12 protein-coding genes are annotated in these 13,281 nt (G+C 53.4%); 6 read left to right on the top strand and 6 right to left on the bottom strand.

The window, feature by feature from the left end; genetic code table 11:
- Positions 1-724: 724 nt before the first annotated feature.
- From mnmE to rpmH, 6 genes are all read right to left on the bottom strand, one after another.
- Complete coding sequence (mnmE, locus tag BN2106_RS02345) at positions 725-2,089, bottom strand: tRNA uridine-5-carboxymethylaminomethyl(34) synthesis GTPase MnmE (protein WP_050696957.1); 1,365 nt, start codon at positions 2,087-2,089, stop codon at positions 725-727.
- A gap of 658 nt (positions 2,090-2,747) precedes the next feature.
- Positions 2,748-3,623 (bottom strand): RNA-binding cell elongation regulator Jag/EloR, encoded by an 876-nt coding sequence (gene jag / locus BN2106_RS02340; RefSeq protein WP_050696956.1) that lies wholly within the window; start codon positions 3,621-3,623, stop codon positions 2,748-2,750.
- Between the two features lie 53 nt (positions 3,624-3,676).
- Positions 3,677-4,738 carry a YidC/Oxa1 family membrane protein insertase gene (locus BN2106_RS02335; protein WP_050696955.1) on the bottom strand — a complete coding sequence of 354 codons (1,062 nt, stop codon included), beginning with the start codon at positions 4,736-4,738 and terminating at the stop codon, positions 3,677-3,679.
- A gap of 143 nt (positions 4,739-4,881) precedes the next feature.
- The gene (gene yidD / locus BN2106_RS02330) at positions 4,882-5,124 is read right to left on the bottom strand and encodes a membrane protein insertion efficiency factor YidD (RefSeq protein WP_050696954.1); all 243 of its coding nucleotides are present in this window, start codon (positions 5,122-5,124) and stop codon (positions 4,882-4,884) included.
- The gene (gene rnpA / locus BN2106_RS02325) at positions 5,121-5,450 is read right to left on the bottom strand and encodes a ribonuclease P protein component (RefSeq protein WP_050696953.1); all 330 of its coding nucleotides are present in this window, start codon (positions 5,448-5,450) and stop codon (positions 5,121-5,123) included. Before rnpA ends, yidD begins: the two co-directional genes overlap by 4 nt.
- 103 nt (positions 5,451-5,553) lie before the next feature.
- Positions 5,554-5,688, bottom strand: a complete 135-nt coding sequence (rpmH, locus tag BN2106_RS02320; protein WP_038322395.1) for a 50S ribosomal protein L34 — start codon at positions 5,686-5,688, stop codon at positions 5,554-5,556.
- A gap of 430 nt (positions 5,689-6,118) precedes the next feature.
- Between rpmH and dnaA the strand changes: the two genes are divergently transcribed.
- The 6 genes from dnaA (at position 6,119) to BN2106_RS02285 (ending at position 13,263) form a co-directional block, all read left to right on the top strand.
- Positions 6,119-7,432, top strand: coding sequence for a chromosomal replication initiator protein DnaA (dnaA, locus tag BN2106_RS02315; protein ID WP_050696952.1), 1,314 nt, complete (start codon positions 6,119-6,121; stop codon positions 7,430-7,432).
- Positions 7,433-8,896: 1,464 nt separating this feature from the next.
- Positions 8,897-10,009, top strand: a complete 1,113-nt coding sequence (gene dnaN, locus BN2106_RS02305; protein ID WP_050696950.1) for a DNA polymerase III subunit beta — start codon at positions 8,897-8,899, stop codon at positions 10,007-10,009.
- Between the two features lie 1,251 nt (positions 10,010-11,260).
- On the top strand, positions 11,261-11,500 hold the full coding sequence (locus BN2106_RS02300) for an RNA-binding S4 domain-containing protein (RefSeq protein ID WP_050697009.1): 240 nt from the start codon (positions 11,261-11,263) through the stop codon (positions 11,498-11,500).
- Positions 11,451-12,572, top strand: a complete 1,122-nt coding sequence (gene recF, locus BN2106_RS02295) for a DNA replication/repair protein RecF (RefSeq protein ID WP_154666395.1) — start codon at positions 11,451-11,453, stop codon at positions 12,570-12,572. The genes BN2106_RS02300 and recF overlap by 50 nt, the downstream gene beginning before the upstream one ends.
- On the top strand, positions 12,532-12,804 hold the full coding sequence (gene remB / locus BN2106_RS02290) for an extracellular matrix regulator RemB (protein ID WP_050696949.1): 273 nt from the start codon (positions 12,532-12,534) through the stop codon (positions 12,802-12,804). The genes recF and remB overlap by 41 nt, the downstream gene beginning before the upstream one ends.
- A gap of 12 nt (positions 12,805-12,816) precedes the next feature.
- On the top strand, positions 12,817-13,263 hold the full coding sequence (locus BN2106_RS02285) for a hypothetical protein (RefSeq protein ID WP_154666394.1): 447 nt from the start codon (positions 12,817-12,819) through the stop codon (positions 13,261-13,263).
- The last annotated feature ends 18 nt before the right edge of the window (positions 13,264-13,281 follow it).

Raw genomic sequence — 13,281 nt, 5'->3', positions numbered from 1 at the left:
GTGCAATTATATGCCTTTTTACGCTTTTGAAAAAGCAGCTGAAAACCGCTGGTTGCCCTCATGCCGGGCGGCACCAACTTTCGGTCTTGCCACGAAAGTTGGACAAAGGCACGGACGTGCAACGTCTTTCGCGCCTACGGCGGTAAACAGTGGCTGCTTTCCGCTAGTTTGTCACTTGATGCGTGTCAATTGGGTTTTTTGGGGCGCGAGAGCTGGGCTCCGGATCACTTCGACTCACGCCCCCCTACACCCCCGGTATCCCCATATACCTAAATTGCTCAGGGAGGGCAATGTGCTTTTCATTGCCGGTGGAGCTTTGGTTGCGTTTGCTTTTTATGGGTTTTATGCAAATTATCAGCTGGGCTTTATCATTTTTCATGAGGACGTTGTTGGGTGGAACCTCTGCGTTTTTTTATAGCATTCAACCTTATGGGAAAATCACCGTAGGTGCGGAAGACGTTCCACGATCCGTCGCGGGCATCCGTGGGTTTGTGCTTACACTAAGTTTCCGCCCGCGCCGTCCCGACCGGAGGTCCCGGCTGAGCTGGTGCTGGCCGCAGGCCCACCCTGGTATCCCTATTGGGTTTCTTTGCCCAAACAGGGCACTGCGCTTTTCACAGCTGGTGGTACTTGGGCCCAATTTGTTTTTTCATCCTTCTACAAGCTATCGGCGGTGACAGCACTAACCAGAAAAATCTTCTTCATCCTTTTATAAAACAGTCTATTATTTCCCCACACAGAAGTGGGCGAAGACCTGATCGACGACGGCCTCCGTGGCGCGCTCGCCGGTAAGCTCCAAGAGTGTGGAAATGGCGCCTTCCACGGAGACGGTGACGGCGTCGAGGGTCATTCCCGCATGCAGTGCGTCGGAAGCCTCCAACACACAATCAAGCGCACGCCGGGCCGCATCGCGCTGGCGTTCTGTAAAAAGAATTCCCCCGGAAGGGTCCAGCTCATTTGTCTTCAGGATGGAGGCAACCGCCTCTTTTAAGGCTTCCAGCCCCTCACCGGAGAGAGCGGAAATATAAACTACCTGCTGGAAGATTTTTTCAATATACGGGAGATCAATCTGGTTTTCCAGATCGCTTTTATTGATGACCGCGACGGCAGGCGCGTCTTTGACCGCCTCCATCAGGGCGAGATCCTCCTCATTGAGCTTTTGCGAGGAATCAAACACCGCCAGCACGAGCTGGGCCGTCTGGACGCGTTCTTTCGCGCGGTCGACGCCGATCTGTTCCACCGGGTCGGAAGTGGACCGGATGCCCGCTGTATCCGCCAGATGCAATGGCACGCCGCCCAGTAGTACGGTTTCCTCTACAATGTCGCGTGTGGTTCCGGCGTACTCCGTCACAATGGAGCGTTCGCAGCCGGAGAGCAGGTTCATCAACGTGGATTTTCCAACATTCGGACGGCCCGCGATCACGGTATTGACGCCTTCGCGAATTGCTTTTCCCGCGTCGAACTGCGCAAGCAGCTTTTCCAGATCGTTTTTTGTCCGGGCCAGCGTCTGTTTCAATTCAGCTTCGTCCACCTGCGGAATATCGTCGTCCGGATAATCGGCCCAGGCTTCCAGATGCGCGGCGGCGGAGAGCAGCGTCTCCCGGATGGCGTGAATGCGCTTTTCCAGCGCGCCGTCGTGTCCTGCCAAGGCAACCTTTCCCGCCTCCACCCCCTGCGCGGAGATGATCTGCATCACGGATTCGGCCTCCGTCAGGCCCATCTTCCCATTAAGGAACGCCCTGCGTGTAAATTCCCCCGGTCCCGCCGGGGACGCGCCCGCGGCAAATACCGCCTTGAGCACACGGCGCATCACATACAGGCCGCCATGACAGGAAAGCTCCACCACATCTTCCCCGGTAAAACTCGCGGGCGCTCTGAAGTTCAGGGCAATCGCTTCGTCGATGTCTCCCCCTTCGTCGAACACGCGCCCATAGAGCGCGGTATAACCCTTTATCTCGTCCAGGTTTTTTCCATGCGCGGAACGGAACACCCGCCCCGCAACCGCACGGGCTTCCGGGCCGGAAATACGGACAACACCAATGCCGCCCGCCGCCTGCGGCGTGGAAATCGCCGCGATTGTCTTTGCCATATTGTTCTCCTTTATACACAGCGTCCAAACGACGCTGACATCAACTTTGCTGCCGTGAGGGCAAATTAACTGTGTCACAATCCACGGCGTCCAAAGGGACGCCGACTCCGCGATGATTACTTTTACGCCGTCTGAAATGTAATTTCATCTCACAGTGCTCCTGCGGGCACTGACAAAATGAAAGCCAAGCTGGGATAGACGACCTACGGATTTCAAGCCACAGGCTCGCATAGAGCCTGAATCGCTGTATTCGGGGCATATGCAGGTTGTCAATTAGGGTTACAATTCACAGGCTCGCACGGAGCCTGAATCCCAAAAAGCAGCGAAATTTATAAGTTTTGCTATGTTACAATCCACCGTGCCCCACGGGCACTGATTCATTAACGCCCGTAAAGGCAAGATAACCAATCCTTTCAACCCACAGGCACGACCAGATCTCATTGAAAACCAAGAGCTGAAAACGGATGGAGCTGTCATTTCAATTCACAGGTCCATAAACAGCCCGACGCAAAAGAATATAGACAACAAAGATCAGATTGTAAAACTGAAAGGCCATCCACAACCGGCTCAAATCCACAGTTTCTCCGCAACAAAAAGGGGACGATTCCCACGAACCGTCCCCCTTCCGGCAGCGCCGGTTTCTTTGTTCAGTTATCCGTCAATTGTCCTCTTTTTTGACGTCGATGCGTCCATAGAGCGGGCCGTTTGTCTCGCGCTTCGGTGCCTGCGGCGCGCTGTTGTTCGGGCGCGGCGGTCTGGGGCCGCTCTGCTGCGGGCGCGGACCGCGGTTGTTGTAGCCGCCGTTCTTATGGAAATCGCCGCGCGGCTTATCTCCATACGGCTTGTCCCCAAAGGGCTTGCGGGGTCCGCGGGTGTTGTTGTAGGGCCTGCGCGGCAGCGGCTTCTCGCCGCCCTCGGGACCAATGACCACATGGCGGTTGAGGTCCTCTCCCTCGCTCCAGCTCTTTGCACCCTCCACCTGCTGTACCGCGGTATGAATGATGCGGCGTTCGTACGGATTCATCGGCTCCAAGGAACAGTTGCGGCCGGTCTTGACAGCTTTTGCGGCCATCTTTCGGCCCAGCACTTCCAGCGTATCCTTGCGTTTCTCACGGTAATTGCCGATATCCAATGTAATCCGATAATAGGTATTGTCGATGTGGTTGGCGACCAGGCCCGCCAGATATTGCAGCGCGTCAAGCGTTTCGCCGCGGTGGCCGATGATAAAGCCGATGTCGTCCCCTGTCAGGGAGATCATCGCGCCGCTCTCCTCCTCCTGAATGTCAAATGCAACGGAGGTCAGGCCCATGTTTTCCAAAATCTTTTTCAAATACGCTGCTGCCGCGTCTGCTGGGCTGCTCTTGATAAATGCGCGCACTTTTGCAGGATTGCCGCCGAACAGACCGAATGTCTTGCGGACCGGCATTTCCAGAATCTCGAACTCTGCTTCGTGGGACTCGACGCCCAATTCCCTGCATGCGGCCTCAAAGGCTTCTTCCACTGTCGCGCCCGTGCCGATTACTTCTTTAATCACGTTAAAACCCCTTCCGGCGTTTCACCGCATGGTTTTCGTGCCGTGCGGCGTCCTTATTTTTTGGTTCCGCGATAATTGTCGCTGTTCTGTTTGCTCTTTCCCTTGGGTTTCTGTCCCTGGCTCTGCTGGGGCAATGCCTTTTCTTTTTTGTTTGCCTGCTGTTTGGCCGGCGCACCGGATGCAAGCTTCATCGGCACGGTCAAACGCGGAATGCGGGCTTCCTCCTGTTCACGCAGCGCGATCCGCTGCGCCTCCGCCTTTGCGCCGATGAGCGCGGGGCTGTAGAACTTGCGCAGGACCAGCGTCTGAATAAAGCTGACCACCGTCTGGATGATCCAATAGAAGCCGACGGCACCCGGCAGGGTATATGCGATCCATGCGCTGAAAAGGGGCATGATGTAAAGCGTCGCCTTCATGCAGCCCTGCTGCTGATCCATACCCGGCTGCATCTTTGTCATGGCCACCTGAGAAATCAGGGACGTCGCCAGGCACAGTACGGGGATCAACCACATAAAGGAGAAAAATCCGCTGCTTTGCGGGGTATCCAGCAGGTTCAATCCAAGGAAATTGAAACCTGAGCTCAAGGAAGCGATTCTGTCCAGCTCATCGCCGGTAAACATGGTGAGGTGGGGGCGGAGCTGATCGAAGTGTTTGATGATCTCCATCTGGCCATACATGGAATTAAACGTCGTGCCAACGCCCGGGATTTGGGAGAGCAGCGTCGTCGCCTTGTTGATGGAGTCGATGCCGATGTGCAGCGCGTTCTGCAGCGGATACAGCACCGTGTAATAAATACCGATCATAATCGGGAACGGAAGGAGCATCGGCAGGCAGCCGCTGGCGGGGCTGACCCCCTCCTGGTCGTACAGCTTCTGCATCTCTTCCTGCATTTTCATTTTGTCGTTTGCGTAGCGCTTTTGAATTTCCTTTTGTTTCGCCGCCATCTTGCTGTTGGCCGCCATGGATTTCTGCTGCTTGATCGAGAACGGGAACAGGATGATCTTTGTCACAATAGTGAACAGAAGAATCGCGATCCCGTAATTGTGGATCAGGGTGTAAAAGAACCAGAGCAGATAGCCGAGGATCCCGCCGAACCAGTTAAAAATACTCGTCATGTAACCAATGCTCCTGACTGTGATCCGGGCCAAGACGCCCGGTTTTTCTCTATTGTATCCGGAACTTTCATCTAGACTGCATGGAAAGCGCTCATAAAAACAGGTTTTAACGCTCCCAGTGACCGGAACGCGCGGGGCTGTGTTCAGCCTTCCTTCGCCTTCCGCTTGTTCTTCCGTTCCGGGACGGGGTCATACCCGCCGCGGCTGAAGGGATTGCATCGCAGGATACGGTACGCCGCCAAAAAGAAGCCTTTAAACGCGCCAAAGCGCTCCACGGCCTCCAGGGCGTAATTGGAACAGGTTGGATAATACTTGCAGCAGGGCTTCTTGTATGGGGAGATCGCCTGCTGATAAAACCGGATAAGCAAAATAAGCAGGCGTTTCACTTCAAAACACCCGCGTCCTTCAGTTGCCGCATCAATACGCGGTAAATATCGGTACTTTTGACAAACGGCGTGCGGCCCCTGGCCACCAGGATAAAATCGTAGCCCTCTTTTATCTGGGGGGACGCCTGGCGGAAAGCTTCCCGCATGATCCGCCGGGAGCGGTTGCGCAGGACAGCATTGCCCGTCTTTTTACTCGTGGTGATTCCCGCGCGCAGATTGCGGCTGCGGTTTTTCAGGACGTATGTGACAACGATCGGGGAAACATACGATTTCCCTTTCGTATATATGCGCCGGAAATCCCGGTTCTCCTTGATCGCGATAAACAATTCCGTTCCTCACCTTCTAAAGCGGGCGCCGTGCCGGCGGGGCGGTTCCCCTGCCGTTTGATTGGTTGTAAAAAGAAAGGCCACTCTCCGGTGGCCTTTTGTCTTAGTAGCTCAGGCGCGCTCTGCCCTTTGCTCTGCGGCGGGCCAAGACTTTACGGCCATTGCTGGTGGACATTCTTTTGCGGAAGCCGTGCTCCTTTTTTCTGTGGAGCTTCTTAGGCTGATACGTTCTCAGCATGAAAAAACCCTCCTTTCAGGGTACAAACCTTGCAATTTAGCATTATATATGATTTACCAGCGGCCTGTCAACCTTTTCTTTGTATTTTTCAGGCCGCAAAAATCCGCGAAGCGCCGCGGATTCCCCAGCTTTTAGGGATACGCTTTTATCATACCACAATATCATGTACAAGTGTAAGGAAAATCGCGGAAAAAATTTTTTTTACATTCCACAGCGTGTGGGAAATCTCTGTGGAAAACCCGTGGAAAAGTTGTAATGGAACCAAAAATGTGATACTATAAGATATATACTGTCTGATGGCACCCCTGTGAAAAAACGGCGGAACGCCGGGCGGTCCCGTATCAGGCGGGGCGCTGAGACGCCGTCCGGCGCGGTTTTACAGGCCTGCACCAGCAGGCCGGGACGATTATACAACACGGAGGTTCAACAAATGGAATCTTTCACCGAGGCATGGAGCCTGATATGCGATTACTGCAAAAGCCATATCACAGAAGTCGCCTACACCACATGGATCAGCCGCATTGAGCCGGTCAACCTGGACTTTGCAAAGGGTGTGGCGCTTCTGCAGGCGCCCAATGAATTTCACCGGCAGACGCTGAACCGGTGCTATACCACGTTGCTCAACGACGCGTTTTCCGAAATTTTTGGCGCGGGTATCCAGGTGCAGATCTGTGTACCGGACGAGGTGGCTTCCTCAGAAAAGCAGGAGGACACGTCCGACAAGAACGACGATTACGAGTATACCTTTGACACCTACATCGTCGGCCCGTCCAACAAATTCGCGCACGCGGCGTCGATGGCGGTGGCGACCAAACCCGCCACGCTGTACAACCCGCTATTCATCTACGGAAATTCCGGGTTGGGTAAAACGCACCTGTTGTACGCGATCTGCAACGAGATTGCCCGGACGCATCCGGAAATGAACATCATTTATATCAAGGGCGACGAGTTCACCAACGAGCTGATCGAGGCGATCCGGCGCGGCACCACGGCGGAGTTCCACCAGCGGTACCGCAAGGCGGACGTGTTCCTGGTCGACGATATTCAGTTTATCGCGGGCAAGGAATCCACGCAGGAGGAATTTTTTCATACCTTCAATACCTTATATGAGGCGAAAAAGCAGATCGTCCTGACATCCGACCGGCCGCCGAAGGACATTGCCACGCTGGAAGAGCGTTTGCTGACCCGTTTTGAGTGGGGTTTGACGGCGGACATTCAGCCGCCGGATTTTGAAACGCGCATTGCAATCATCAAGCGCAAGGCGGAGCTGCTGGGTATCGACGTGCCGAACACCGTCGTGGAATACATCGCCAACCGGCTGAAGAACAACATCCGTCAGCTGGAGGGAACCGTCAAGAAGCTAAAGGCGTATTACCTGCTCAACGGCGACGCGCCGAGCCTGACGACCGCACAGATGGCAGTGAGCGACATCATTAACAACGATCAGCCTGTTCCGGTGACCGTCGAGAAGATCATTGAAGAGGTTGCGCGCACGTTTGGTTCCACACCGGAGGACATCCGGTCCAGCAAGCGGTCCGCAAACATCTCCAACGCGCGGCAGGTGGCGATGTACATCGTCCGCGAGATCACCCAGATGCCGATGACTGCCATCGGCGAGGAGTTCGGCGGGCGCGATCATTCCACTGTGGTCTATGCGATCCAGCAGGTCGAGAAGAGCATGGCCCGCGACCCTAAAATTAAAGCCACCGTCGAAGACATCGTCAAAAACATCCGCGACCGCTGAGCAGGCTGAGCCTGCATGCACGGCGCGGGCGGACGTTGAGCAAAACAAAATACCACGGATGCCCGCGACGGAAAGAACCAACTCCCGTGTGACATCTTAGCCGACAACAACAGTAAGGCCAAAGTAAAATATAGAAAGCCAAAATTCCACCGGCAATGAAGAGCATGCCGCCCTCCCTGAGTGATTCAGGTATATGAGGATACCGGGGGTGTAGGAGGGCGCGCGTCGAAGTGATCCGGAGCCCAACTCTCGCGTCCCAAAAAACAATTGGCACGCACCAAGTGACAAACTAATGATAAGCGGCCACTGTTTCCCGCCGCTTTTGGAAATGTAGAAATATATTTTAAGAATGGTATGCAAGATAAAAACGGTTCCTGCCGCTTTTAGAAACGTAGAAAGACCTATTTTAAGCATGATTTGCAAGGTGAAAATGTTCCTCGCCGGAGGCGCGTCCCGACTGGAAGTCCGTGTCCCGACCGGAGGTCCGCGAACGACGTTGCACGTCCATATCTTTACTTTCTTTTGAAATAAGACCGGACACACAGTGTCTAACACGTCTCCGGCGATGGTCGTTTGGAGCGTCGAGCGAGGCTTTAGCCTCAAGCGAGCGCCCCCACCGGAGGTGCCGCCCGGCATGAGGGCAACCAGCGGTTTTCTCCCGCTTTTTCAAAAGCGCACAAGAGAAAGATTGGATATGCAATCAATTTGTTTGCTTGATGTAAAATGTTTTTATTTTTACTTTTTACCACAAGATTGTCTATGCAACAATTTCTATTATAATCGTGTTATGAATTTAAATAGACGCTATAAAGGAAATGTTTCTTAGTGCAAGAAAGGTTTATTTGCGTTCTAAAAGCAAAGAATCTCATTGCTTCCGCAATCATATAGAAACTTTGTTTTACTTTTTGAACGTAAAAAATGATCCTCTTGCAGGATTTTTTCAAACCCCTGCAAATTTCAAAAACAACTTTTTATAAATAGTAAAACCGTCTACTTTCATGTATCTTTTTATTTGACACCCATGGAAGCACGTCTTTTTGTACACAAAAATCTTTTCACCGGTTTTCAACTTTCCCCACAGAGTTTTCAACACTCTGTTGATTTTCGGTGAAACGCCAAAATCCTTTCACAATCCGTCCACATTGCGATTTGGAAAATTCAGGGTCGAATTTCCGCACCCTGCCTGGAGTTTGTCCAGTTATCAACATTTCCGGCCTCCCTACTGCTAAAACTAAATCAATAGCTATTCCATAGCAATGCTATATTAAAATAAACCAACAGACATCGTGGATACCCAGCAAACCATGTGGAAAACAAAAAGCGGACCGCAATTTGCTGAACAGAACGGAACTTCTCCCTTCTGCATATTTATGCAGCTGACGGTTATACGCGTGGTATATCTACTATTTGTATAACCATATCGGCAGGCAAATCCCGTCCGCGCGAAGAAAAAAGGGTGAAATCATGAAAATTATCTGTAACAAACAACAATTGACGGAGGCCGTCTCCAACGTACAGCGCGCGGTCTCTACAAAATCGTCCATCCCCGCGCTGGAAGGCATCCTGCTTCGCGCGGAAGGAAACAGCGTCACTTTATGCGGATATGACCTAGAACTGGGTATGACGACGGTCATTGAAGCGGCCGTTGAACAGCCGGGCAGTTTGATTTTAAGCGCACGTTTGTTCGGCGATATTGTGCGCCGTCTGCCCGCGGAGCAGGTCTGCATCGCCTCCGACGAAAAGCACATCACGGCAATCACCTGTGGGCCGAGCGAATTCTCTATCGTCGGCATTCCGGCGGAGGAGTATCCGGAAATTCCGTCCATTACCAGTGAAACGAGCATTGATCTGCCGCACAACCTGTTGAAAAGCATGATCCGGCAGACCATATTTGCCGTTGCGGATACGGACGCAAAACCAATTCACACCGGAACATTGTTTGAATTGGATGGAACAGCGCTGCGGCTGGTTTCTGTGGATGGATACCGGCTGGCGATCCGCGAGGAACCGGTACAGTGTGCCGAGCCGACTAGCTTTGTGGTACCGGGTAAGACATTGAGCGAAGTAAATAAGCTGTTGAGCGACAGCGATGAAGAAACACTTTCAATTTTGGTGGGCCGTCGCCATATTCTGTTCAAGATTGGATGTTATACTGTAATATCGAGGTTGCTGGAAGGCGAGTTTTTGGATTATAAAGCCGCGATTCCGACGGCAAGCGGCACAGAGGTGCTGGTAAAAACGCGCGGCCTGATGGACAGTGTGGAACGCGTCTCCCTGCTGATCACGGACCGGTTGAAAAGCCCGGTGCGCTGTGTGTTTCAGGATCATGAAATCAAGATTTCCTGTTCCACCGCGATGGGACGCGCCAACGATCAGTTGGAAGCGGAAATCACCGGACCAAATGTGGAGATCGGCTTTAATAACCGGTATTTGCTTGACGCCCTGCGCAATGCCGACGGCGACGAAGTCCGCGTCCAGCTGAATGGTCCACTCAGCCCGATGAAAGTCCTGCCCCGCGAGGGGAATTCCTTCCTGTTCCTTGTTCTCCCCGTCCGTCTCAAAAGCGAAGTCGGCTGACCTCCGGTCGGGACGGCAGGGGCGGACGCTAATTCAAGCACAGGTCCACAGATGCCCGCGACAGGACGTGCAAGGTCTTCCGCACCTACGGTGGTTTTCCCATAAGGTTGAATGCTATAAAAAAACGCAGAGGTTCCCCCCAACAACGTCCTCATGTAAAATGATAAAGCCCAGCTGATAATTTGCATAAAACCCATAAAAAGCAAACCTGACCGACAACCACAGTAATGCCAAAACAAAAACAGAAAGCCCAAGCTCCGCCGGCAATGAAACGCACACGGCCTTTCCTGAGCGACTTAGGCATATGAGGATACCGGGGGTGTAGGGGGGCGTGAGTCGAACTTATCCGGAGCCCAGCTCTCGCGCCCCCCTACGCGTGCCTTTGTCCAACTTTCGTGGCAAGACCGGACACGCAGTGTCTAACACGCCTACGGCGACGGTCGTTTGGAGCATCGAGCGAGGCTTTAGCCTCAAGCGAGCGTCCCCACCGGAGGTGCCGCCCGGCATAAGGGCAACCGGCGGTTTTCTCCTGCTTTTGTAAAAGCGCAAAAAGATATAAGATTGCACATGCAATTAATTTGCCTGTTTCATGTAAAGTGTTTCTAATTCTTCTTTTTAATACAAGGTTGCCTACGCAACAACATTCACTGTAATTTCGTTATGGAATAAAAGCTTTAAAAGTAAAACTTTTAAAAGAAATGTTGCTTGTACAACAAATCTTCTTTTATTTTCTTATAGCGAAGAACCCCGTTGTTTTTGCAATGTGAAAATTTACTTTTGCTTGTTTAAAACAAAGAATCCCATTGTTTTTGAAAGATAAAAATTTGTTTTACTTTTTTAAAGTAAACAATCTTTGCTGTCGCTTTTCAAAGCGACGTAACCCCCGGCGAAAGCCGGGGAACCAAAGAAGCCCCAGAGGCAGCTTAGTGCCTCGTAAAAAACTCTATCACTCGTTCCCACTCGCTCTTCTCAGGAAGAGGACCTCCGGTCAGGACGCTCGCTTGAGGCTAAAGCCTCGCTCGAAGTTTTAAACGACCATCGCCGGAGGCGCGAACGACGTTGCACGTCCTCTGCCCTTTGATCCCGCCACTTTTTAGAAAAGTGGAAAAACACATTTGAACAATAACCTGTGAGGTTAAAAAATCTATAAAGGAAAAGCTCCGGGAGCTTGTCCCGTCCGTCCCGCCACAGCGCGGGTGCGATTCAGGTAACATAAAAGGGCGGGCCGTGCTGACCGCAGGTCAAACAACAATGAAGACAGAAAAAATCCAAATCGATACCGAATTCATTCGTCTGGATGCGTTATTGAAACTCGGCGGCGCCGTGGATACCGGCGGCCGCGCCAAATGGGTGATCCAGGCCGGGGATGTGCTGGTCAACGGCGAGCCGTGCGAAATGCGCGGCAAAAAGATGCGGCCGGGTGACCGCGCCGTCTATAACGATGTATGTTACGAGGTGTGTGGTTCTGAAGATATGCAGTCTGGCGTTTGACGGGTTTCGCAACCTGTGTACAGGGTCGATGGAACCCTGTGATGGGATGAATGTGATCTACGGGAAAAACGCGCAGGGAAAAACAAACCTGCTGGAGGCGATGTGGCTGTTTACCGGTGGCCGGTCCTTCCGCGGCGCAAAAGACGCGGAACTGGTTGGTTTTGAACAGGAAAAGGCGTCGTTGTCCCTCCGGTTTTACAGTGAAGGGCGCGAACAGGAAGCGGAACTTGCCGTTGTGAACGGGAAGAGGAGCGCCGTGCTGAACGGCGTGCCGAAAAAGTCGCCCGCACAGCTGGTGGGAACCTTCCGCGCGGTGCTGTTTTCCCCGGAACATCTGTCTCTGATCAAGGGTGGCCCGGCGCTGCGGCGCGCGTTTATCGACGCGGCGATGTGCCAAATCAAGCCCGCGTACGCATCCCTGCTTTCGCATTATAACCACACGCTGAATCAGCGAAACGCGCTTTTAAAGGACATTCCCCGCCATGCCGAGCTGCTGGATACCCTGGAAATCTGGGACGACCGGCTGGCGCGGTATGGGGAGGCCGTTACAAAGGAGCGTGCGTCGTACATAGAAAAGATTGAACCGTCCGCGGCGGAGATTTACGCGGGCATTTCTGAAAATCAGGAAAGATTTGGTATACAGTACCGCAAAAGCGCCGAAAATCTCAGTGAGGCGCTGCGCGCCGCCCGCCGGGAAGAAATCCAGTACGGGCATACCACCGTCGGTCCGCATAGGGACGATCTGGACGTGACGCTCAACGGCGTTTCCGCCCGGTCCTTCGGGTCGCAGGGGCAGCAGCGGTCGCTGGTGCTGGCGTTGAAGCTGGCGGAAGCCGGCACACTGGAAAAACTGGGCGGGGAACCGCCCGTTGTGCTGTTGGACGATGTGATGAGCGAGCTGGACGCCGGGCGGCAGAATTACCTGTTGAACCGGCTGGATGGCAGGCAGGTATTCATCACCTGTTGTGAGCCGGAGACCATCGCCCGACTGGAAGCGGGCGCGCGGTTTGAAGTGCGGAAAGGGGAAATTTATGTATCTACACCTGGGACAGGACACAGTGGTCCGGGTTGACGAGATCGTCGGCATCTTCAATATGGAGACGTCCACCATTTCTAAAACGACGCGCAACTATCTGGCGGACGTGCAAAAGAGCGGCAAGGTGTTCAATGTGAGCATGGAACTGCCGAAATCCTTTGTGCTGTGCTGTGACAAACATGGGAAAGAAACCGTTTATATTTCGCAGATCTCTTCGGCGACGCTGCTCAAGCGCACCGGCTACATGGACGAGATCGCAAACGTGTAAAGGGAGAAGGAAATGATGGTGAAATTCGGGTTGCCGAAATGCCCGTGCTGCGGCAGAAGATTGAATTGGTTCCGCGCGTGGGCGGTAAAAACGCATGGAGAGTTTCGCTGCGGCAGGTGCGGGACCTGTTCCAACGTGGTGCTGAACCGGCTGCTGTATATTCTGGCAATCGTCGCGGCGGGCGTCAGCGCGGTGTTGTTTCTGGTACTGGTGGCGTTTGTGCGGGAATTTGATTTTCTCGCGCTGCTCTGGATCGTGCTGCCGTTTTTGCTTTTCTTTCTGGCCAGTCCGTTCTTTGTGCAGCTGCGGCCTCCGGTGCCAAAGAGGCAACCGTCGGAACTCCGGCGGCATCCGGCGAATCCGGAGCGCGCGCCCATACGGAAACAGGCGCCGCGGCAAAACGCGCCGGTGCGAAGGACCCCGCCGCCGCGGAACGGCGGAACCCGGAGACCGCTTTAGCGAATGGAAGGACGGCGA

Source organism: Anaeromassilibacillus senegalensis (genome assembly GCF_001261775.1).
Taxonomy (GTDB): domain Bacteria; phylum Bacillota; class Clostridia; order Oscillospirales; family Acutalibacteraceae; genus Anaeromassilibacillus; species Anaeromassilibacillus senegalensis.
This window is presented reverse-complemented; position numbering and strand designations above follow the sequence as displayed.